This window comes from Kribbella sp. CCNWLW201 (assembly GCF_037203805.1).
Lineage (GTDB): Bacteria > Actinomycetota > Actinomycetes > Propionibacteriales > Kribbellaceae > Kribbella.
On sequence record NZ_JBBCBQ010000006.1, the window covers coordinates 107,099 to 128,142 of the forward strand.

Here is a 21,044-nt window from a genome sequence, read left to right on the forward strand (position 1 = left end):
ACCGTCGATTCATGAGTACGACGGATTGGGCCCCGGAGGCCTGCACTTTGCCAACCGCAGAGCAGCCGCTGCGCGTGGCGGAGTTCGACGCGCTGTTCGCACAGCATCTGAAGAGCGTCACCCGGATCGACCCGACCACGCTCGACCTGACCCTCGCCGCCGAGGCACAGGCGACCACGGCCGACCTCACCGCCCGCGAGACCGAGTGCTGCTCCTTCTTCCACTTCGAGCTCACCACGAACGACGATCACCTTGGCCTCCGCATCACGGTCCCGCCCGCGCACGTCGCCGTACTGGATGCCCTGAGCAGTCGCTATGGCTGACGGGCTGCGCTCCGGCCAGGTGGCGGCAGCCGCGGGCGTGAACCTCCAGACGCTCCGGTACTACGAACGTCGCGGACTGATCGCGGAGCCGCATCGCAGCCTCGGCGGGCACCGCCTCTATCCGGAGGATGCGGTCACCACGTTGCGCGTGATCAAGGCCGCGCAGCGGCTCGGCTTCACGCTCACCGAGGTGTCGGAGCTGCTGGACGCCGCCAGGCATCGGCATCGCATCGGCGAGGGAGCCGGCCTGCAGGCGGCCGCCCGCGAGAAGCTGGCCGATGTGGAAGCCAAGATCGCCGACCTGACCGTGATCGCCGAGAGCCTGCGCGCCGGGATCGCCGCCGGATGCGACGACCTCGAAACCTGCGCGGGCAACCCGGACTGCCCTCTCCCGTTCACCGACCTGGCCGCGCGCCCGTGACCGTACTGCGCTCGGTGCTGCTGTTCGTCCTGGCGGCACTCGCGGAGATCGGCGGCGCCTGGCTCGTGTGGCAGGGCTGGCGGGAGCACCGCGGCGTCTGGTGGATCGCCGGCGGCGTGATCGCCCTCGGTGCCTACGGCTTCGTCGCGACGTTCCAGCCGGACCCACACTTCGGCCGCATCCTGGCCGCGTACGGCGGCATCTTCGTCGCCGGATCACTTGCCTGGGGCATGCTCGTCGACAAGTTCCGTCCGGACCGCTGGGACCTCCTCGGCGCTACCATCTGCCTACTCGGCGTCGCCGTGATCATGTACGCACCCCGGGACTAACCCGGCTCGAGGATGTTGGAGTGGGCGTCGCCAGGCGATCCGGGCCCACTCGCGTCACGGGATCAGGACGACTTTGCCTGTGGTCGTCCGGGTCTCCAGCGCTCGGTGGGCCTGGGCTGCGTCCGACAGTGGGAAGGTCGTGGTCAGGGCCTGCCAGCGGCCGGAGAAGGTCTCCTCCAGAGCGGTTGCCTCCAGGGAACGGAGCATCGGCATCATCTTGGGCCCGATCGCCCACGTCGCGGACAGGCCGCGAGCCATCAAGTCCTCTGTGGTGAGCTGGATCGGGCCGCCGCCGGACCAGCCGAACATCAGCACCCGCCCGCCGATGCCGAGCAGGTCAAAGGCCTGCTGACCGTTCTCTCCGCCGACACCGTCCAGCAGCACCGTGATGGCCCGGTCACCCAGGTCGGCCTTGAGAACGGTTGCCCAGTCGGGATCCTGGTAGTCGACCGCGTAGTGCGCACCGAGGTCGCGGACCAACCGCACCTTCTCCGGACCGCCGGCCAGACCGATCACAGTCGCGCCGACGTTGCGCGCCGCCTGGACCAGGTAGCTGCCGATCCCACCGGCAGCAGCGGTGATCAGTACGACGTCATCCGCCGTCAGCTTCGCCTGCGACAGGATCCCGGCCGTCGTCCGCCCGGTCCCGATCGCGGCGACCGCCTGTGCTGCGTCGACATGCTCAGGAAGTTCGTAGATCGACTCCACCTTCGCGACGGCGAGTTCGGCGTACCCGCCGGGCACGGGCCCGAGGTGCACTACGACCCGCTTGCCGATCCACCCCGGATCGACCGCGGGACCGACCGCCTCCACCCGCCCGGCCACCTCGCGCCCCGGGATGGTCGGAAGTTCCGGCAGCGGCACCGGTCCGCCGCCGGCGGTGCCTGCCCGCAGTGCGGTGTCGAGCAGATGGACGCCGGCCGCCTCGACCCGGATCAGCACTTGCCCGTCACCGGGGACTGGATCCGGTGCCTCCTCGTAGCGCAGATTCTCCGGTGGGCCGAATGCGTGCAATCTGATCGTCTTCATAGACCGTGAACCTAGAACCTCAATATTGCTTGAGGTCAAGATATCCCACTTTCTTACCTTGTGTATTAAAGTGCGCTCAGGGCCGAGGGAGGGACGGTGACGTGGCGAAGATTCTGAAGGGTGCGACCGCGCAGGAGACGCACAGCGCGATCCTGGACCTGATCCGGTCCAGCGGCACGGTCACCCGGGTCGACCTGGCCGACCGCTCCGGTTTGACCGGTGCGTCGATCTCGCGAGTGGTGAAGCAGTTGCTCGCCGACGGCCTGATCATCGAGACCGGTCTCGGCGACCCGACCGGCGGCAAGCGCGCCACCCTGCTGCAGTTCAACCCCCGCGCCCGGCACGCCGTCGGCATCTCGATCGACACACCCAGCACGACGTACGTCGTCACCGACATGAGTGGCCGCGTGATCGAGCAGTTGTCGTCCCGCGGGATCGGCCGGGACGCGCCGGCCACCGCGGTCAAGCGGATCACCGCGGAGCTCGAGGACCTGATCGTCAAGGCGAACGTCGAGCCGGCCACCCTGATCGGCGTCGGGGTCGCGCTGGCCGGCCGGCAGGGCGGGGGAGGTGCGCGCCTGCTGCGGACCAACTCGTCGAAGTACGCGTGGGAGCCGTTTGCCGTCCACGACACGTTGAGCGCCGCGATCGACCACCCGATCGTGGTCGAGAACGATTCGACCTGCGCCGCGATCGGCGAGTTCTGGGCCGGCCGCATCCCGTCCGCGAACGACTTCGCCGCCGTCTACATGGCGGCCGGCTTCGGCCTCGGCCTGGTGACGAACGGCGATGTGTACCGCGGCTCGTCCTCGAACGTCGGCGAGATCGGCCACATGATCCTGGACGTCAACGGCCCGCATTGCTGGTGCGGTGGTCAAGGCTGCCTCGAGAGCCTGGCCGCGCCGGCGGCCGTGGTGAAGCGCGCGGAGGAAGACCAGTCGCTGGTGAACGAGCTGGCCCTCCGCGGCCGTCGTACGGCGGTCCGATCGGACTTCGCGAAGATCGCACGGCTGGCGGCCGCCGGTGATCCCCGCTGCGTGAAGCTGATCGAGGAGTCGGCGACCTACCTGGCCAAGGCGTTGCTGTCGATCACCAACCTGCTCGACCTGGACCAGATCATCCTGGCCGGACCGGGCTTCAGCGAGGCCGGCGACATCTACGTGCGCGTCGCGGCGACCGAGATCAACCGGCTGTCGTTCGTCCGCGCGATGCATCCGACCCGGGTCGAGCAGTCGAAGCTAGGCCCGAGTGCGGCTGCGCTGGGTGCTGCGTCGCTGGTGCTGCACAGCCAGTTGACGCCGCACCAGAAGAAGTCGACCCGGGCCCTCAGGTCAGGAACTCCTTGAGCCAGCGGCCGCTCTTCTTCACGATCCGCGCCTGCGTCTCGTAGTCGACGTACACGATGCCGAAGCGGCGGCTGAAGCCGAACGCCCACTCGAAGTTGTCCATCAGCGACCACGCGAAGTAGCCCTTCAGCGGAAGGCCTTCCGACACCAGCTCGCGGCAGACCGCGATGTGCTGCTCCAGGTACGTCTGCCGCTCGTGGTCCTCGACCGTCCCGTCCGCGGTCAGCTCGTCCGGGTACGCCGCGCCGTTCTCCGTCACGTACAACGGCAGGTCTGGCGCGAGCTTGTTGATCGTGACCAGGATGTCGCGCAACCCGCGTGCCTGGATCGGCCAGCCCATCTGCGTCTTCGGAAGACCGGTGTCGACGGCAACCACATTTTCACTGCCCGGCTGAGTGGTCGGTTCGCCCGGTGAAGAGATCGGCCCATCCGGCGCGGCCACGGTCGTCGGGCAGTAGTAGTTGACGCCCATAAAGTCGAGCGGCGCACCGATCACCGGCAGATCAGCCTCGTGCGTCGCGAACCAGTCGGTCAGCCCGGTGTCCTCGAGGACGTCGGCCGGGTACTTGCCGGCCAGCAACGGCTCCAGGAACAACCGGTTCCGCAGCCCGTCGACCCGTCGCGCGGCGTCGAGATCCGGGGCCGAGTCGGATGCGGCGTGGATCGGCGCCGGGTTGAGCGCGATGCCGTAGAAACCCTCCGGACAACGGATCGCCTCGAGCGCCAACCCGTGACCGAGCAGCAGGTGATGCACCGCCTTCAAAGCATCCGTGCCGACGGTCCGCCCCGGCGCGTGCTCGCCGTTCCCGTAGCCGAGGAAGGCCGAGCACCATGGCTCGTTCAGCGTCATCCAGTGCTTGATCACGTCCGAGAGCGCCGCGTGGGTGACAGCCGCATAGTCGCGGAACCGCTCGGCCGTGTCGCGCACCAGCCAGCCGCCCGCGTCCTCGAGCGGCTGCGGCAGGTCCCAGTGATAGAGGGTCGCGTACGGCGTGACGCCGTACTCGAGGCAGGTCTCGGCGAGGCGGCGGTAGAACGCGAGTCCGGCCGGGTTGGTGCCACCGGAACCGGCCGGGATGATCCGCGGCCACGCGATCGAGAACCGGTACGCCTTCAGGCCGAGGTCCGCGGCCAGCCGGATGTCCTCGGCGAACCGGTGGTAGTGGTCGTCGGCGACGTCCCCGGTCGTGCCGTCGGAGATCCGGCCGGGCGTGTGCGCGAAGGTGTCCCAGATGCTCGGACCGCGCCCGTCCTCGGAGACCGCTCCCTCCACCTGGTACGACGCCGTCGCCGCACCCCAGGTGAATCCGGGTGGGAAGCCGTTCGTCACGTTGTCTCCTTTGTGCCCTCAACCCAGTACTGCTGTTCCGGGAGGAGGTTACCTAACCGGTTAAGGAGGTCGGTAGGCAGGTCGGTTTCCAGCGCTGCGAGCAGTGCGTCGACCCGGGCCGGCTTGCTGATGCCGACGATGGTTCCGGCGATGTTCGGGTCGTCCGTGGAGTGGCGTAGCGCTGCGGTCGCGAGGTCGACGCCGTACTCGCCGCAGGCCTTGTCCATAGCAGCGACGGCGTCCAGTACGGCGGCCGGAGCCTCGCGGTACGCGTACTTCGTGGCGCCCTGCGGGTTCGCCAGGATGCCACCGCCGTAGATCGCCGCGTTCACCACGCCGAGCCCGTCGGCGACCGCGCGCCGGATCAGGTCACCGGCGGAGTGGTCGACCAGGCTCCAGCGGTTGTGGACGAGCAGCACCTCGAAGCCGCCCAGGTCCAGGTAGCGGGCGAGCTCGCGGGTATTGCCGCCGGCCAGTCCGACGTGCCCGATCTCGCCGTCCGCCCGCAGTTGCATGAGCGTGTCGACGGCTTCACGCATCGTGTCGAAGTCGTGGAATTCGGGGTCGTGCAGGTACACCATCGGCAAGTCGTCCAGCCCGAGCCGTTCCTTGCTCTCCGCAACGCTGGCCCGGACCCGCGCACCCGAGTAGTCCTTGCCGCGCGCGTCCACCTTCGTCGCGACCAGGAAGCCCTCGGGCAGGCCGCCGTACTCCTTGATGGCCTGGCCGATCCGCAGCTCGCTCTCGCCGTCGCCGTACCCGTTGGAGGTGTCGATCCAGGTCAGCGGGCTGTCGAAGACGCGCAGTACCAGGTCGACCGCCTCCTGCCGGGTCACGTCGTACCCGAAGACCGCGGGCATGCCGGCGATCCCGCTGCCGCCGGCGCAGACGGCCGAGACGGTGAGGCCGGTGGATCCGAGAGGCCGTAGCCAGTCCTTGTTCATACGTCTGACCCTACGGCGAACGCGAAGCCGTCCGGGTCGACGTAGACAGTCGTGCCATCCGGTGAGACGAGTTGGCCGAGGCCGGTCGGAGGCTCGCCGTCGAGCTCGGCGTACGCGAAGCCGGCGACATCGAGTTGAGGCTCGCGGGAGGTCTTGGCCACGTCGTAGGTGAACACCTCGAGGACGGTGTCGCCGCCCTTGAGGTAGCCGATGCTGAAACCACGGTCGTCGTGCGGCTGCTCGATCGTGCCGATGAACGAGAAGCCGTAGCGCTCGTCGTAGTACGCGCTGGTCCGCTCGCGGTCGTCGATCGTCACCGCGACGTGGTCGAACCGCGGCCGCTGCGGTACGCCGAGCGCCCGCTCCTTCGCCACCCCGTCCTCATCGAGTACGGCGGCGTACTGCAGGTCACCCTGGATCATCTCGAGCAACGTGCCATCGGGATCGTAGAAGAAGCAGATCCGGACCGCGCCCTCTGCATCGAGCGGATCGAGCTTGAACTCGACCCCGGCAGCCTTCAGTACGGCGGCCCGCTCGTCGAGCCGGTCGACCTTGAAGCCGATGTGCCGGAAGCCCTTCTGCAGATCGTCGCCGACCCAGGTGCTGGCCTCGCGACCGTTGCTGACGGCCCGTAACTCGATCGTCGCGGTGACCGCGTCCAGCACGGCGCGCGCCGGGGTCGGCTCGCCGATGACCGGGAGCTCGAGGAACTTGGCGTAGTACTCGATCGAGCGCTGCACGTCGGTGCAGTTGACCACGACGTTCTTGATCGGCATCTGACCTCTTTCAGCTAGTTCTTGACGGCGCCGAGCATCATCCCGGCGACGAACTGCCGCTGCATCCGGACGTAGACGATCACGACCGGTACGACGGACAGGGTGAGACCGGCGGTGAGGGCCGGCCAGTTGGTGGAGTACTGGCCCATCAGCGTGAACAACACCGGTTGCAGTGGGAGCGAGTCGGTGTTGCGCAGCACGGTGTTGGCGATCAGGAACTCGTTCCAGGTGGAGAGGAACTGGAAGATCACCACGGTCGCGATCCCGGGCCGGGTGAGCGGCAGGATCACCCTCCGGAAGATGGTGAACTCGCTGCCGCCGTCGACCCGGGCCGCCTCGATCAGCTCGTCCGGCAGCGTCTGGAAGAACGCCCGCATCAGGAACATCGCGAACGGCGCCGACCCGGAGATGTAGAGCACCAGCAACCCGGTCTGGCTGTCGAGCAGGCCGAGCGACTTCAGCTCGAGATAGAGCGGGATGATGAGTGCCGTCGACGGCATCATCAGGGTTGTCAACAACAGGACGAACAGGGTGTTGCGGAACGGGAAGTCGAGTTTGGCGAAGGCGTAGCCGCTCAGCGTCGCGAAGACGAGCACGCCGATCACTGTGACGGAGGTGATCCAGACGCTGTTCCAGAAGTGCAGCGGGAACTCGATCGACGTCCAGGCTTCCTGGTAGGCGGAGCCGGTGAAGCTGCGTGGAAAGAACGGCCCGTTGAAGATGGTGTTCTGCTGCCGCAACGAGGTGAGCACCATCCAGATGAACGGGAACGCCATCAGGACGCAGAACGGCGCGAGCACGAAGGTCGCGAACGACTTGCCGACCCAAGGCTTCATCGGTCCGCCCTCCTGGTCAGCCACAGCTGTGCGACCACGGCGAGCGTGCACAGCACCATCGTCACGACGCTGAACGCGCTCGCGTAACCGAGCTGCGGAATCGAACCGGACGTCGACCCGAACGCGAGCGAGTAGAGGTACGTGCCGAGAACTTCGCTGGCGTGGTTCGGGCCGCCGCCGGTCATCACGAAGATCACGTCGAACGCCTTGAACCCGTTGAGCAACCCGAGACTGACGACGAGACCCGTGACGACGCGCAGGCTCGGCACCGTGATGTGGCGGAACTGCTGGACGGTGTTGGCGCCGTCCACCGCCGCGGCCTCGTACAGGCTCGGGTCGATACCCTGCAGACCGGCGTAGAAGATCAGCATGGTGAAACCGATCCCACCCCAGACCGTCACCACGATGATGGCCGGCAACACCGTCTTCTGGTCGGCCAGCCAGGGATGTTGCAGGCTGTCGAGACCGATTGCCCCCAGCAACCGGTTCAGCGTGCCGATGTTCGGGTCGTAGATCAGTTTCCACAAGACCGCGGACACGACGAACGAGACGATGCCGGGGATGAACAGGATCGTCCGGACCAGCACGCCGACCTTCGGCCAGACCGCGTTCACCAGTACGGCGGTGACCAGCCCGAGGAACGTGAGCAGTGCCGTGGTGACACCGGTCAGCACCAGCGTGATGATCATCGCCCGGCGGGCGACCGGATCGGACAGCATCCGGCTGTAGTTGTCGAAGTTGACGAACCTCGGCGTACCGAAGCCTCCCCAGGAGGTGAGGCTCAGGTACGCCGTGTAGAGGATCGGCCAGAGCACGAACGCCACGAACAGCGCGAACGTCGGCAGCATGAACAGGTAGCCGGCCACCCGCTGCGATTTCCGCAGCGGCGATCCGAACCGGTACGACGTACGCCGGGGGAGGGAGCCTGCTGTCGAACCTGGGCGGGAGAGGGCTGTCGCCATCCGATCAGCCGCCCTTGGCGTTCAGCACGGCCTGCTGCATCTCCTTCGCGACCGCGGCCGGCTCGCCCTTGCCGTCGAAGATCTTGGCCAGCGGATCGCCGGCCGCGACCGAGCCGGGACCGAACGGGATGTGCGGGCAGCCGTCGCCGTCGAGCAGCCACGACGTCATCTGCTTCATGATCGGCAGCTCGATCCGGCTGGCCGCGCTCTTGGTGGCCGGCATCGAGTTGGACTCGTTCATGGTGGGGGAGTACTGGTCGGCCGAGTACAGGAACTTGAGGAACTCCAGGGCCGCGTCCTTGTTCTTGCTGTTCGCCGACACGGCCCAGCCGGCCCCGGCCTGGTTGGCGGTCCAGTGCCGTTCGCCGGGCGCGATGGCCGGCGTCTTCATCACCTTGTACTTCTTGACGAAGGCCGGGCTGGCGTCCTGGACCAGTCCCTGCGGGGTCCACGATCCGTTGAACAGCATCGCGGCCTTCTCGGTGTAGAACAGCTGCGGCGCCTGGTCGCCGCTGGTGCCGGTCGTGCCGGGCTGGAACACGCCGCCCTTGACGATCTTCAGCTGCAGCTCGATCGCCTCGACCACCTTCGGGTCCTCGTACGTCGCGCCGTCCTTCAACTGGTCGAGTTTGAGGTAGAAGGTCGGATCGTCGGCAACTTGCGTGATCAGTGGCAGGAAGAAGTCCAGCGAACTCGTCGTCGGGTTGCAGCTGAGCGCCACCGGGAACTTGCCGGTGGCCTTGATCTTGGCCGCGGCCGCGATCAGGTCGTCCCAGGTCTCGATCTCGTCCTCGCCGACCCCGGCCTTCTTCAGCAGGTCCGGGTTGTAGAACAGGCCGAACGTCTGTGCCATCCAGCCGACCGCGTACTGCTTGCCGTCCAGGGTGTACTCCTGGTTGGCGGAGTCGAAGAAGTCCTTCAGGAAGTCGTCGCCGAGATCCTTCTTCAGGTCGGCGGAGATCCCTCCGGTGCCGTAGGTCAGCGCCCGCGTGTGCGGCGCGAAGATCTCCGGGACGTCGCCGCCGGCCACTGCCGCCTGCAGTGCGGGCAGGTACTGGTCCGGGGTGCCGAAGATCCTGTTCTCGATCTTGATGTTGCTGTGTGCCGCCTCGAACTTCTCGATCAGCTTCGGGAACTGCGCCTCCTGGTCGTTGTACCAGGACCACATCCGGACCACGGCCTTCCCGCCGCTCGTCGTCCCGCCGCCGCTGTCACTACCGCCGCACGCGGTCAGCGCGGAGCCCAGCCCCAGCGCCGCCGCCCCACCCAGTGCTCCCTTGAGAAGCGTCCGCCGCCCCACCGTCCCGGCATCCCGCCGTTCGCCCATACCGACTCCTCAGTCAGTCACCTCACGAAGCCTCACATCAACTTCCTAACTGAAAGTAAGAAAGTGGTCAAGGTCACGTCAAGGCCGCGCCGAAGTTTCCCGGAGTTTCCCGGCGCATCGGCAGCCGAGACGGGTGGCCGGCGCCGATGGAGGCGCCCATAAGGTTGGGCGCATGGTGATTCGGTTGAGTGAGCGGTGGCCGGAGGTGAGCTCGGATCGGCTGCTGTCCGAGTGCGTGCCCCCGCCGCGCTTCGCCGACGTCCGGTTCTCGACCTACCGCCCGGCCGCGGACGAGCCCTCACAGGCCGATGCTCTGGCTCTGCTGTCCACGCGGGCAGTCGCGCTTGCCCAGCCGAGGCAGGTGCCGAGTCTCTGGGCGCGCATCCGCGGGCGCGGCACAGAGAATCCCGACAAGCCGGGGATCTACCTCGATGGTGGGTTCGGCGTCGGCAAGACCCACCTGCTCGCGTCGCTGTGGCACGAGGCCGCCGGCCCGAAGATGTACTGCACCTTCGTCGAGCTCACCAACCTCGTCGGCGCTCTCGGCCTACGCACAGCTGTTGAAGCGCTGTCGTCGTACCGGCTGATCTGCATCGACGAGTTCGAACTCGACGACCCCGGCGACACCATGCTGATCTCTCGCCTGCTCGGTCAGCTGGTCGCGGCGGGAGTCGAGCTGGCAGCCACCTCGAACACGCTGCCCGACAAGCTCGGCGAGGGCCGCTTCCAGGCGGTCGACTTCCTCCGCGAGATCCAGGCCCTGGCCGCCAACTTCGACGTACGACGGATCGACGGTCCGGACTACCGCCACCGCGGCCTGCCTGTCGCACCCGAGCCGTGGCCCGACGAGAAGGTGGAGGCGACGGCTGCCGAGCGCACCGATGCCTCCTGTGACCACTTCGTCGACCTGCACCGCCACCTCGCCGAGCTCCACCCCAGCAAGTACGGCGCCCTGCTCGACGGCGTCGAGACGGTTGCCATCACCGACATCCGTCAGCTGACCGATGAGAACGTAGCGCTGCGCATGGTGGTGCTGGCCGACCGGATGTACGACCGCAATCTTCCGCTGCTGGCCGGTGGTGTTCCGCTGGACGAGCTCTTCTCCGCCGACATGCTCAAGGGCGGCTACCGGAAGAAGTACCTGAGGGCCCTCTCGCGCCTGATCGCGCTCGCAAATGCCGGAGGTGAGACGTCGGGCGTGGTTTCCTAGGGCAGTGACTGGGGAGCGGCGTCCTGCGGTGGTGTCTGTTGCGTTGCTCGCGGCCGGCCTCGGGCTGCTGGCCGTCGGCGGGTTCGTGCAGTTCGACGACGTCTCGGGTTCCGGCAGCGATCAGTGGAATCTGCCGTTGGGCGCGATCGGGGTGCTCGCCGCGATCGTCGCCGTACCGGTTGCTGCGAAGGACGCCACGGCTCGAGTGTGGTTGGGCGTGGCACTCGGGGTGCTGTTCGGGTTCGTGCTCTGGCAGTCCGTCGCCAACGACGGGTTCCGGTTCATCTGGCATCAGGACGAGGGGGAGCTCGGTCTGCTGCTGGTCGTGCTCGCGTTGCTCGCGGCCGTCTTGGTTGCCACTGGTCTGCAGCCGTCGGATCAGCCACGCGGTGGCAGATGGCTTGTGCGGGTCGCCAGCTACCTGTGTGGCACTGCAGTCCTGGTGTTCATCGCGGTCATGGCCGGTACGGCGTACTACAACGCGACCGACTGCGAGAGCGCTGACTCCGACTGCCTCTCGCTGCTGGGTGGAATGGTCTGGGGCATCCTCGCGCTCCCGGTCGCCGCGGTCGCGATCGCCGTGATCGAAGTGATCCTGCATCGTCGACGTCAGCGGCAACTGCCGGGTCGATAGGGCAGGATGGGCGGATGGCGAAGCAGAAGAACGGCCAGGCCGACACGGGTGGGCTGCTCGAGCAGTTGCGGGTGCCGTCCGGGCCGGTGGAGCTGAGCAAGTACGACACCCGCGCCACGCCCGGGTTCACCGGGACCAAGGACGAGGGCAAGGTCGCGCTGGAGACCCTCGGCGCCGAGGTGTCCGACTGGCAGGAACGGCTGTACGCCGAAGGTCGCACGGACGGCTCGCGCAGCGTGCTGCTGGTCCTGCAGGGGATGGACACGTCCGGCAAGGGCGGGGTGATCCGGCACGGCGCGGGGCTGATGGATCCGCAGGGTCTGAAGATCACGTCGTTCAAGGCGCCGACACCGGCGGAGAAGCGGCGCGGGTTCCTGTGGCGGATCCGGCAGGCGGTGCCCGGGCCGGGGATGATCGGGATCTTCGACCGGTCGCACTACGAGGACGTGCTGATCGCGCGGGTGCGCAGCCTGGTCGCGCCGCCGGTGTGGAACCGGCGCTACGGGCAGATCAACGACTTCGAGGCCGAGCTGGCCGCGAGCGGGGTGACGGTGCTGAAGTGCTTCCTGCACATCTCTCCCGAGGAGCAGAAGCTGCGGCTCCAGGCGCGCCTGGACGACCCGACGAAGCACTGGAAGTACAACCCGGGCGACGTCGACGAGCGCGAACTCTGGCCGGCGTACACGGAGGCCTACGAGGCAGCGCTCGAGCGCTGCAACAGCCCCGAGGCGCCGTGGCTGGTGATCCCGAGCGACCGCAAGTGGTACCGCAACTGGGCCGTCACGACGATCCTGCTCGAGACCCTGAAGTCGCTCAATCCCGAGTGGCCGAAGGCGGACTTCGACGTGGACACGGAGAAGGAACGCCTCGCGGCCACCTGATCACGCGGGATGAGGAGAACGCAGCTGGGTACGGGCAGGTGGCGAGGCCGAGAGGAGTGGAGTGATGAACGCGGTTTCGGTTCGGTACATCGTGGACGACGTCGATGCGGCGGTCGACTTCTACACCAAGCACCTCGGGTTCGAGGTGCAGATGCGGCCAGGGCCCGGGTTCGCCGGGATCACGCGGGGTGAGCTGCGGTTGCTGCTGTCCGAGCCGACCGGGCCGGGTGGCGCCGCCCAGGCGATGCCTGACGGTCGTCGGCCCGAGCCGGGCGGCTGGAATCGCATCCAACTGGAAGTCGACGACCTCGAGTCCACCGTCGCCGCGCTGCGTGCCGACGGCGCGACCTTCCGGAACGACATCGTCACCGGCCGCGGCGGCCTCCAGATCCTCCTCGACGACCCAGCCGGCAACCCGATAGAACTCTTCCAACCGACTACCTGAGCAGCTCAGGCGTCGGGATCGATGTTGTGGCGCCGGAGCAGGGCTCGGAGTTCGGCTACCTGCTCGTGCAGGCGTTCGTTCTCGTCGAGCAGGGCGCGGAGTTCGTAGAGCAGGTGATGGCGGCGGCCGTAGGTGGTCCAGTCGGATTCGGCCTCGTCGGCGACGAAGCTCGAAACGGCTGATTCGGCGCGCTGGCGGCGATCGATCCAGTCCTGCACCTTACGCCGTACGTCGTCCAGGTCGCCGCCGAGCTTCGTCAGGATCTGCGCGGCGACACCTTCACCGTCGCGCATCAGGCCAAGCAGCACGTGCTCGGTGCCGATGTTTTCGGCGCCGACCCGGCGTGCCTCGTCATACGCCTGCTGAAGCGTGCCCTTCGCGCGCGGCGTGAACGGGATCGTGCCGGCGGTGGGTCCGGAGCCTCGGCCGATGATCTCCACCACGAGCTCGCGAACAGCCGGTGCGGTGATGTGCATCCCGTCCAGCACCTGCGCACCGCCGCCGTGTACCTCGTCGATCACGCCGAGCAGCAGGTGCTCGGTCCCGATGAAGTTGTGGTCGAGCTTCCGGGCCTCCTCCTGCGCATAGACGACGGCCCGCCGGGCCGCATCGGTGAATCTCTCGAACATCCCCACACCCCTCCACAACTCTTCGCCGCCGAGCGCGCGGAGGTTCGCGTCCTCGAGCAGCAGTTCGACCTTGAGGTGCTCCTGCAGGTCCTCTGCGGTGACCCGCTCCGGCATCAGCCGGGCGCGGAGGAACTCGGCGACCTCATCCGGCGTGATCCCGTCGGCGGCGACCCGGTCGAGCAACTCGTCCCATTCCTCGACCGGCTCCAGCCGCAGGTCCGCGTGATTCACCGCGACGAACTGCAGCACGACCGCGACCGTCACCACCCGGTTCGCCCCGTGGAAGGCTCGCCCCTGGATCAGCCCGGACAACAGGACCGCCGCCGCCTCCGCCGGCCCATTGGTACGCCGTACGTCGGCCAGCACCTGATCGACCGTGTCGAGGTTCGTCCGCCCGATCGCGACCTCCGAAGAGCATCGCAAGACCCGAGCAGCCACCGCGAGTACGTCGTACTGGTCGAGAAACTGCATCAGTCGTCTCCGCGGAGGCGTCGCAGTGACTCCTCGTGGCGGGCCAGGTTCTCGTCCAGGAGTCGGGTGAAGCGGCGGTCCTGCCGGCGTTGATCGACCAGCTCCGCGATCGCCTCCCGCGCCACGTCCGACACCGAACGACCCTCGACCGCCGCCACCGTCTGCAGCCGCTCGGCCAACTCCGGATCGAGCCGCAACAGGATGTTCTTGGTCCCTTCCTTCGCCATGGATAGCAAGATATCACGCTATCTCCCGTCGGATAAGGTGACGGAGTGGAGACTCTGCGGGCGGATGTCGTGGTGGTCGGGCTGGGGGCGTTCGGGTCGGCTGCGTTGTGGCGGCTGGCGCAGCGTGGTGTGAAGGTGGTCGGGATCGAGCGGCAGGCGATCGGGCATCCGTTCGGGTCGTCGCACGGCAGCACGCGGTTGTTCCGGGTCGCGTGCATGGAGCATCCCGGCCTGACGCCGATCGCCCGCAGGTCGCTCGAGCTGTGGACTGAGCTGGGGGAGCGGACCGGCGAGGTGTACGTCCGCCAGACGGGCTCGCTCAATGTCGGCGCACCGGAGAGCCGCCCCGTCAGCGGCGCACGGCGCGCGGCTGCTGAGGCAGGCGCGCAGACGACCGACCTGAGTCACGATGAGCTGGCTAGGAGGTTCCAGCAGTACGACCTGGCCGCGGACGATGTCGCGGTGTGGGATCCGGGTGCGGGCATCTGCTACGCCGAGCCGACCGTTCGTGCGCACGTCGCGGAAGCTCAGAAGCTCGGTGCCACGGTCTTCCCGCACACGATGGTGACCGCGATCGACCTCAAGCCCGACCAGGTGACAGTCCGGACGCCAACCATCGACATCAGTGCGGATCAGGTCGTCGTGTCCACAGGTGCCTGGCTGGGGAAGCTCGTTCCCGGTCTGCCGTTGTCACCGCGCCGTACGCCCCTGTTCTGGTTCCAGCCCAAGGACCCCGCGTCGGACGCGTTCCAGCTGACGAACTTCCCGTCGTTCATCTGGGAGTTCCCGGACGGCCGCGGGCTGTGGGGGCACGGCTCGGACGAGGACTTCGGGGTGAAGGTCGGCCTCGACGGTGCTGAGCGGGATCGCGACGTCGACCCGGACGAGCTCGACCGCTACATCCATCCGCGGAAGGACATCGCGGAGTTGTCGGCCGCGATCGCCACACACTTCCCGGACCTCGATCCTGAGCCGGTGAAGGTAATCCCGTGCATGGTGACGGACTCGCCCGACGGTCAGTTCCTGGTCGGGCGCCGCGACGAGCGGCTCGTGATCGCCGGCGGCGACAGCGGCCACGGCTTCAAGCACTGCGCGGGAGTCGGCGAACTTCTGGCCCAGATCACGACGAAGGAGACGCCGTACACCGACGTCTCCTTCGTCAACCCCATGCGCTACTAGGCCGTCCGGACGAGCTCCGGGCGTACGACGGTCGGCCGCGGGGCCGGCGCCAGAGTGAGCAGGTCGAGACCGGCAACGCCGTACCGCAGCAGCACCAGCCGTGCCACCTCGGCGCTCACGCCCAGCGGCCGCGACACGGCCACGGCACCAGCGCGGCGTGCCGTCGACTCCGCGCGGTCCGGGAGCACGCCCGGCGCGAGGAACAGCGAGCCGACGGCCACGTGCCGCCGACCCTCCAGCCGCCACTTCAGTACGGCCTCAGCCGGCGACGGCGACGCGGCGCAGGTGAAGGCAGCGGTCACCGGCAGCTTGTGCCGCTGCCCCCACAGCCGCGCGAGCCGGGTCACGCTGGCGTTCGCTTGCGAGTCGCTCGAACCGGCGCACGCGAGCACCAGCGCGTCCAGCTCCCGCACCCGGCCGTCCTTGAGCTCGGCGCGCATCCGGCGATCCAGTACGTCGAGCAGCGACTCGTCGTACCCGAGCACGTCCGAGGCGATGATCCGCAGCGACGGGAAGCGGCTGCGGGCCTCGTCGACGACGGCCGGTACGTCGATCCGGGCGTGGTACGCCGACGACAGCAGCAGCGGCAGGATGACGACTTCCTCCACACCCTCGGCGGCGAGCTTGCCGATCACCTGGTACGGCGTGGGCGGGCAGTGGTCGAGGAAGGAGGCTTCGATCCGCAGGTCGTCACGCATGTCGCGCAGGCACTTGACGAGGGCGTGGACGGTGGCGGCCGAACGCGGATCGCGGCTGCCGTGGGCGAGGATCACGAGCGCTGGAGCAGTCACAGCAGTTCCCCTTCTTCGTCGTCGATCATGCCGGCTGCCAGCGTCCACCCGTCGTGGGCGTCGATCAGCAGGAACGATCCGGTGATGGCGTTGCTGGAGTACGGATCGGCGGCCAGCGGTGCGGCGACCTTGAGCTGCACCTTGCCGATGTCGTTCAGCTCGAGCCCGGTGGCGTCGATGACTCCGAGCGTGTCCAGGTCCAGCGCGCCGTTGATCTTGGTCACGATGGCCTGGGCGGTTGTGGTCGTGTGCTTGATCAGCAGCCGGGCGCCCACGGCCAGCGGGCGGTCCGACAGCCAGCACACGGTGGCGGCGAGCTCCCGGCGGGTGCCGGGGGAGGAGTCGGCCGCGACGATCACCGAGCCGCGGGCGACATCGATGTTGTCGGCCAGCCGGACGGTGACGGCCTCGCCGGCGACCGCGGACGGCCGCTCGGCGACCGCGGTCGAGGTGGCGGTGACGACTGCCTTGTCGATCCCGGCGACCGACGTACGGCGGCCGGCCGGCAGCACGACCACCTGGTCACCGACAGAGACGGTGCCGGAGGCAACGGTGCCGGTGTAGCCGCGGTAGTCGCGGTACTCGTCGTCGGTCTGCGGCCGGATCACGTACTGCACCGGGAATCGCAGCGCCTCGCGGGAAGTGTCGGTGCGCCCGTTCGCGTTCTCCAGGTACTGCAGCAGTGTCGGCCCGTCGTACCAAGGGGTCTCGGCCGAGCGCTCGACCACGTTGTCCCCGACCAGTGCGGACACCGGGATGGCGTGCACATCGGCGATCCCGAGCTGGTCGGCGAGCTCCGAGACGTCCTTGGCGATCCCGGTGAAGACGGCTTCGTCGTACCCGACGAGGTCGATCTTGTTCACCGCGAGTACGACGTGTGGCACCCGGAGCAGACCGGCGACGGCCAGGTGGCGCCGGGTCTGCTCGAGGACGCCGTGGCGGGCGTCGACCAGGATGATCACCACGTCCGCGGTGGACGCGCCGGTCACGGTGTTGCGGGTGTACTGAACGTGCCCGGGGCAGTCGGCCAGGATGAACGAGCGCTTGTCGGTCGCGAAGTACCGGTAGGCGACGTCGATCGTGATGCCCTGCTCACGCTCGGCCCGCAGACCGTCGGTGAGCAGCGCGAAGTCGAAGTCGCCGCCGCGGGCCTCGGAGACCGTCTGCACGTGCGCGATCTGGTCGGCCAGGATCGCCTTGCAGTCGTGCAGCAGCCGCCCGACCAGCGTGGACTTCCCGTCGTCGACGGATCCCGCGGTGGCAAGCCGGAGGAGTGAGCTCATCAGAAGTACCCCTCTCGCTTGCGGTCTTCCATCGCTGCTTCGCTGACCCGGTCGTCGGCGCGGGTGGCGCCGCGCTCGGTGAGTTCGCTGGCCGCGACCTCGACGACCACCTCGGCCGGCGATGACGCCGTACTGGCAACGGCGCCGGTGCAAGACATGTCGCCGACGGTCCGGTATCGCACCACCCGCGTGGAGACGGTCTCGCCGTCGCGCGGCTGCGAGTAGGGGCCGACGGCAAGCAACATGCCGTCGCGCTCGAACACGTCCCGCTCGTGGGCGTAGTAGATGCTCGGCAGCTCGATGCCCTCGCGGTCGATGTAGTTCCAGACGTCGAGCTCGGTCCAGTTGGACAGCGGGAACACCCGGACGTGCTCACCCGGGCGGTGCTTGCCGTTGTACAGCGACCACAGCTCGGGCCGCTGGTTGCGCGGGTCCCACTGGCCGAACTCGTCGCGCAGGCTGAAGATCCGCTCCTTCGCCCGGGCCCGCTCCTCGTCCCGGCGGCCGCCGCCGAACACCGCGTCGAAGCGGTGCCCGTTGATCGCGTCGAGCAGCGGGACGGTCTGCAGCGGGTTCCGGGTGCCGTCTGAGCGCTCGCGCAGCCGGCCGTCGGCGATGTACTCCTCGACGCTGGCGACCTCGAGCCGCAGGCCGAGCGCGTTCACGGTCGCGTCGCGGTAGTCCAGCACCTCCTGGAAGTTGTGCCCGGTGTCCACGTGGAGCAGCGAGAACGGGACCCCGGCCGGCGCGAACGCCTTCCGGGCCAGGTGCAGCATGACGATGGAGTCCTTGCCGCCGGAGAACAGGATCACCGGCCGCTCGAACTCCGCCGCCACCTCACGGAACACGAAGATGGATTCGCTCTCCAGGGCATCGAGTTCCGTGACGGTGGTGCTCAGGGTCGCCTCCGGGGCGTCAAGTGTGGCGGTCATACGTGCAGCCCGCATTCGGTTTTGCCGGTGCCGGCCCAGCGGCCGCTGCGCGGGTCCTCGCCGGGCGCGACGCGCTGGGTGCACGGCTCGCAGCCGATGGACGGGTAGCCGTCGTACTGGAGCAGGTTCACCAGTACGCCGTTGTCCGCGATGTAGCCGTCCAGGTCCTCCTGGGTCCACGGAGCGAGCGGGTTGAGCTTCACCATGTCGCGCTTGGCGTCGTACTCGACGACCGGGGTGTTGGCCCGGGTCGGAGCCTCTTCCCGCCGTACGCCGGTCACCCAGGCCTTGTAACCGGACAGGTACCGGTTGAGCGGCTCGACCTTGCGGAGCGCGCAGCACTTGTTGGGGTCGCGGTCGTGGAGCTTCGCGCCGTACTCGGCGTCCTGTTCCTCGACGGTCTGCAGGGGCGTGCCGTTGATCAGGTTGATCGGCAGCGTCGCCGCCACCGCGTCGCGGGTGCCGATCGTCTCGGCGAAGTGGTAGCCCGTGTCGAGGAACAGGACATCGACACCAGGGGCCGCCTCGGCCGCGAGGTGGGGGAGAGCCCCGTCTGCCATCGAGGCGGTCACCACCAGTTCGTCACCGAAGGTCTCCCGCGCCCACGCCAGCACTTCCTGCGCCGAGGCGTCGGCTAGTCGTTCGTTCGCCTCTTCGGCGAGCGTCTTCAGATCTGTACTCATTCCACCGTCACCCGCAGTCCGATCATCTTCAGCTGGAACACCCGTGCACACGGCCGGCACTCCCACGCGCCATGGCCTTCCTCCGAAGGCCGGAGGTCCTCGTCGCCGCAATAGGGGCAATACATCGGTGCCGCTCGCTCGCTCACTGCAATGCCTCCTCGTCCGCTCGGGTGACCCACTGGGCGAAGCGCTCGCCCTCGTTGCGCTCCTTCAGGTAGTTCTGGGTGACGCGTTCCACGTAGTCGGTCAGGCCGTCCGAGGTGACCTTGTGGCCGCGCAGTTTCCGGCCGAAGCCGGCGTCCAGGCCGAGACCGCCGCCGAGGTGGACCTGGTAGCCCGGCACCTGCTTGCCGTCGGCATCCAGGACCAGCTGGCCCTTCAGGCCGATGTCGGCGACCTGGATCCGGGCGCAGGAGTTCGGGCAGCCGTTCACGTTCACGGTGATCGGTACGTCGAGGTCGGGGATCCGCTCCTCGAGTTCATCGATCAACTGCGCCGCCCGGGCCTTGGTCTCGACGATCGCCAGCTTGCAGAACTCGATCCCGGTGCAGGCCATCGTGTTCCGCCGCCAGGCTGACGGCTTCGCCTTGAACCCGAGCGCGTCCAGCTCGGCGACCAGCGAGTCGAGCTGCGACTCCTCGACGTCGAGCACGAGCAGCTTCTGCTGGGCGGTGGTCCGGATCCGGTCCGACCCGTGCGCCGCGACCACGTCGGCGACCTTCGCTAGCGTCGTACCGGAGACGCGGCCGACGACCGGCGCGACGCCGACGTAGTACTTGCCGTCCTTCTGCTTGTGGATGCCGACGTGGTCACCTTGTACGGCGGGAACCTCGGGCGCCGGGCCGTCGATCAGCTTCCGCTTGAGGTACTTCTCCTCGAGCACCTCACGGAACTTCTCCACACCCCAGTCGGCGACCAGGAACTTGATCCGGGCCCGGGTCCGCAGCCGGCGGTAGCCGTAGTCGCGGAAGATGCTGGTGACCCCCCACCAGGCTTCGTGCACTTCCTCGAGCGGGATCCAGGCGCCGAGCCGCTGCGCGAGCATCGGGTTCGTCGACAGTCCGCCACCGACCCACAGGTCGAAACCCGGGCCGTGCTCGGGGTGCACCACGCCGACGAAGGCGATGTCGTTCACTTCCGGTACGACGTCGTGCGACGGGTGACCGGTCATCGCGGTCTTGAACTTCCGCGGCAGGTTGGAGAACTCGGTGCTGCCGATGTACTTCTCGACGATCTCGTCGATGGCCGGTGTCGGGTCGATGATCTCGTCGGCCGCGATCCCGGCGACCGGGCTGGAGATCACCACGCGGGGCACGTCACCGCACGCCTCGGTCGTGTAGAGGCCGACGGCCTCCAGCTTCTGCCAGATCGCGGGGACGTCCTCGACCCGGATCCAGTGCAGCTGGATGTTCTGCCGGTCGGTGATGTCGGCGGTGTCGCGCGCGTAGGTACTGGACACCTCGGCGATCACCCGCAGCTGCTCGGTGCTGAGCTGGCCGCCCTCGATCCGGACCCGGAGCATGAAGTACTTGTCGTCCAGCTCCTCCGGCTCCAGCGTCGCGGTCTTGCCGCCGTCGATCCCGGGCTTGCGCTGGGTGTACAGACCCCACCAGCGGAACCGGCCGCGCAGGTCGGCCGGGTCGATCGAGTCGAAGCCCCGGTGCGCGTAGATGTTCTCGATCCGGGCCCGGACGTTGAGGCCGTCGTCGTTCTTCTTGTTCTCCTCGTTCTTGTTCAGCGGCTCGCGGTAGCCGAGCGCCCACTGGCCTTCGCCCTTGCCCTTACGCGGGCGGGCCGGCTTGCGGGGAACAGAGGTGACGCCAGTCATCGGGAACGTGTCCTTGTCCTCGTGACAGGTGCGTCCGCGTGCGGAGGGCTCGAAGCGTCGTCGGTTCGATGCGTTCCGCGCGGTGCGCACCCAGCGGTGATCGGGGGTGATCAGGGGCCGTCATTGGCCCGGGCAGGGTCGCTGTCAGAACATCGAAGGACAACAGATGGCGCTGCGCATCCGCCCGAGGTCGACATGAATCCGACCTACGAGATGAGTGGAGCGAGC

The 21,044-nt window shown here is 68.1% G+C and carries 23 protein-coding genes; 9 read left to right on the top strand and 14 right to left on the bottom strand.

Features of this window, described 5'->3' with window-relative positions; genetic code table 11:
- Nucleotides 1-11 precede the first annotated feature (11 nt).
- Genes V9K99_RS24585 through V9K99_RS24595 form a run of 3 tightly spaced genes read left to right on the top strand, consistent with a single transcriptional unit; the run spans nt 12 to nt 1,073 of the window.
- On the top strand, nt 12-323 hold the full coding sequence (locus V9K99_RS24585) for a hypothetical protein (RefSeq protein ID WP_337004220.1): 312 nt from the start codon (nt 12-14) through the stop codon (nt 321-323).
- A complete protein-coding gene (locus V9K99_RS24590) occupies nt 316-744 on the top strand; it encodes a MerR family transcriptional regulator (protein WP_337004222.1) in 429 nt (142 codons plus the stop codon). Before V9K99_RS24585 ends, V9K99_RS24590 begins: the two co-directional genes overlap by 8 nt.
- Nucleotides 741-1,073 (top strand): YnfA family protein, encoded by a 333-nt coding sequence (locus V9K99_RS24595; RefSeq protein WP_337004224.1) that lies wholly within the window; start codon nt 741-743, stop codon nt 1,071-1,073. Before V9K99_RS24590 ends, V9K99_RS24595 begins: the two co-directional genes overlap by 4 nt.
- A gap of 54 nt (nt 1,074-1,127) precedes the next feature.
- On the opposite strand, the gene V9K99_RS24600 is transcribed toward V9K99_RS24595, so the two are convergent.
- The gene (locus V9K99_RS24600) at nt 1,128-2,102 is read right to left on the bottom strand and encodes a zinc-binding dehydrogenase (protein WP_337004226.1); all 975 of its coding nucleotides are present in this window, start codon (nt 2,100-2,102) and stop codon (nt 1,128-1,130) included.
- Nucleotides 2,103-2,203: 101 nt separating this feature from the next.
- Here V9K99_RS24600 and V9K99_RS24605 point away from each other — a divergent pair, with 101 nt between their 5' ends.
- Nucleotides 2,204-3,448 (top strand): ROK family transcriptional regulator, encoded by a 1,245-nt coding sequence (locus V9K99_RS24605; RefSeq protein ID WP_337004228.1) that lies wholly within the window; start codon nt 2,204-2,206, stop codon nt 3,446-3,448.
- Here V9K99_RS24605 and V9K99_RS24610 read toward each other — a convergent pair.
- Genes V9K99_RS24610 through V9K99_RS24635 form a run of 6 tightly spaced genes read right to left on the bottom strand, consistent with a single transcriptional unit; the run spans nt 3,429 to nt 9,623 of the window.
- Nucleotides 3,429-4,778 carry a GH1 family beta-glucosidase gene (locus V9K99_RS24610; RefSeq protein WP_337004230.1) on the bottom strand — a complete coding sequence of 450 codons (1,350 nt, stop codon included), beginning with the start codon at nt 4,776-4,778 and terminating at the stop codon, nt 3,429-3,431. The genes V9K99_RS24605 and V9K99_RS24610 overlap by 20 nt on opposite strands.
- Complete coding sequence (locus V9K99_RS24615; RefSeq protein ID WP_337004232.1) at nt 4,775-5,722, bottom strand: aldo/keto reductase; 948 nt, start codon at nt 5,720-5,722, stop codon at nt 4,775-4,777. The genes V9K99_RS24610 and V9K99_RS24615 overlap by 4 nt, the downstream gene beginning before the upstream one ends.
- On the bottom strand, nt 5,719-6,498 hold the full coding sequence (locus V9K99_RS24620) for a VOC family protein (protein WP_337004234.1): 780 nt from the start codon (nt 6,496-6,498) through the stop codon (nt 5,719-5,721). Before V9K99_RS24620 ends, V9K99_RS24615 begins: the two co-directional genes overlap by 4 nt.
- Nucleotides 6,499-6,512: 14 nt before the next feature.
- Nucleotides 6,513-7,334, bottom strand: a complete 822-nt coding sequence (locus tag V9K99_RS24625) for a carbohydrate ABC transporter permease (RefSeq protein WP_337004236.1) — start codon at nt 7,332-7,334, stop codon at nt 6,513-6,515.
- Nucleotides 7,331-8,296 carry a carbohydrate ABC transporter permease gene (locus V9K99_RS24630; protein ID WP_337004238.1) on the bottom strand — a complete coding sequence of 322 codons (966 nt, stop codon included), beginning with the start codon at nt 8,294-8,296 and terminating at the stop codon, nt 7,331-7,333. Before V9K99_RS24630 ends, V9K99_RS24625 begins: the two co-directional genes overlap by 4 nt.
- A 4-nt stretch (nt 8,297-8,300) precedes the next feature.
- Nucleotides 8,301-9,623 carry an ABC transporter substrate-binding protein gene (locus tag V9K99_RS24635; protein WP_337004239.1) on the bottom strand — a complete coding sequence of 441 codons (1,323 nt, stop codon included), beginning with the start codon at nt 9,621-9,623 and terminating at the stop codon, nt 8,301-8,303.
- A 172-nt stretch (nt 9,624-9,795) separates the two neighbouring features.
- Here V9K99_RS24635 and zapE point away from each other — a divergent pair, with 172 nt between their 5' ends.
- The 4 genes from zapE (at nt 9,796) to V9K99_RS24655 (ending at nt 12,793) form a co-directional block, all read left to right on the top strand.
- Entirely contained in the window at nt 9,796-10,833 is a 1,038-nt protein-coding gene (gene zapE, locus V9K99_RS24640; RefSeq protein ID WP_337004240.1) for a cell division protein ZapE, read from the top strand.
- A gap of 4 nt (nt 10,834-10,837) precedes the next feature.
- Nucleotides 10,838-11,467, top strand: coding sequence for a hypothetical protein (locus V9K99_RS24645; RefSeq protein ID WP_337004242.1), 630 nt, complete (start codon nt 10,838-10,840; stop codon nt 11,465-11,467).
- A gap of 14 nt (nt 11,468-11,481) precedes the next feature.
- Nucleotides 11,482-12,348: a polyphosphate kinase 2 family protein gene (locus V9K99_RS24650; RefSeq protein ID WP_337004244.1), complete on the top strand. Its 867-nt coding sequence runs from the start codon at nt 11,482-11,484 to the stop codon at nt 12,346-12,348.
- 64 nt (nt 12,349-12,412) lie between these two features.
- Nucleotides 12,413-12,793 (top strand): VOC family protein, encoded by a 381-nt coding sequence (locus V9K99_RS24655; RefSeq protein WP_337004246.1) that lies wholly within the window; start codon nt 12,413-12,415, stop codon nt 12,791-12,793.
- A gap of 5 nt (nt 12,794-12,798) precedes the next feature.
- On the opposite strand, the gene V9K99_RS24660 is transcribed toward V9K99_RS24655, so the two are convergent.
- Together V9K99_RS24660 and V9K99_RS24665 are read right to left on the bottom strand one after the other, a co-directional pair.
- Nucleotides 12,799-13,893, bottom strand: coding sequence for a Clp protease N-terminal domain-containing protein (locus V9K99_RS24660; RefSeq protein ID WP_337004248.1), 1,095 nt, complete (start codon nt 13,891-13,893; stop codon nt 12,799-12,801).
- Nucleotides 13,893-14,120, bottom strand: a complete 228-nt coding sequence (locus tag V9K99_RS24665) for a ribbon-helix-helix protein, CopG family (RefSeq protein WP_337004250.1) — start codon at nt 14,118-14,120, stop codon at nt 13,893-13,895. The genes V9K99_RS24660 and V9K99_RS24665 overlap by 1 nt, the downstream gene beginning before the upstream one ends.
- Nucleotides 14,121-14,165: 45 nt before the next feature.
- On the opposite strand from V9K99_RS24665, the gene solA reads away from it, so the two are divergent.
- A complete protein-coding gene (solA, locus tag V9K99_RS24670) occupies nt 14,166-15,299 on the top strand; it encodes an N-methyl-L-tryptophan oxidase (protein ID WP_337004252.1) in 1,134 nt (377 codons plus the stop codon).
- On the opposite strand, the gene V9K99_RS24675 is transcribed toward solA, so the two are convergent.
- From V9K99_RS24675 to V9K99_RS24695, 5 genes are all read right to left on the bottom strand, one after another.
- Nucleotides 15,296-16,090, bottom strand: a complete 795-nt coding sequence (locus tag V9K99_RS24675; RefSeq protein WP_337004253.1) for a sirohydrochlorin chelatase — start codon at nt 16,088-16,090, stop codon at nt 15,296-15,298. The two genes, solA and V9K99_RS24675, sit on opposite strands and share 4 nt — an antisense overlap.
- Nucleotides 16,087-17,373, bottom strand: a complete 1,287-nt coding sequence (locus V9K99_RS24680) for a sulfate adenylyltransferase subunit 1 (RefSeq protein ID WP_337004256.1) — start codon at nt 17,371-17,373, stop codon at nt 16,087-16,089. The genes V9K99_RS24675 and V9K99_RS24680 overlap by 4 nt, the downstream gene beginning before the upstream one ends.
- Nucleotides 17,373-18,305 (bottom strand): sulfate adenylyltransferase subunit CysD, encoded by a 933-nt coding sequence (gene cysD / locus V9K99_RS24685; RefSeq protein ID WP_337004258.1) that lies wholly within the window; start codon nt 18,303-18,305, stop codon nt 17,373-17,375. The genes V9K99_RS24680 and cysD overlap by 1 nt, the downstream gene beginning before the upstream one ends.
- A complete protein-coding gene (locus V9K99_RS24690; RefSeq protein WP_337004260.1) occupies nt 18,302-18,988 on the bottom strand; it encodes a phosphoadenylyl-sulfate reductase in 687 nt (228 codons plus the stop codon). Before V9K99_RS24690 ends, cysD begins: the two co-directional genes overlap by 4 nt.
- A gap of 142 nt (nt 18,989-19,130) precedes the next feature.
- A complete protein-coding gene (locus V9K99_RS24695; protein ID WP_337004264.1) occupies nt 19,131-20,816 on the bottom strand; it encodes a nitrite/sulfite reductase in 1,686 nt (561 codons plus the stop codon).
- Between the last annotated feature and the right edge of the window lie 228 nt (nt 20,817-21,044).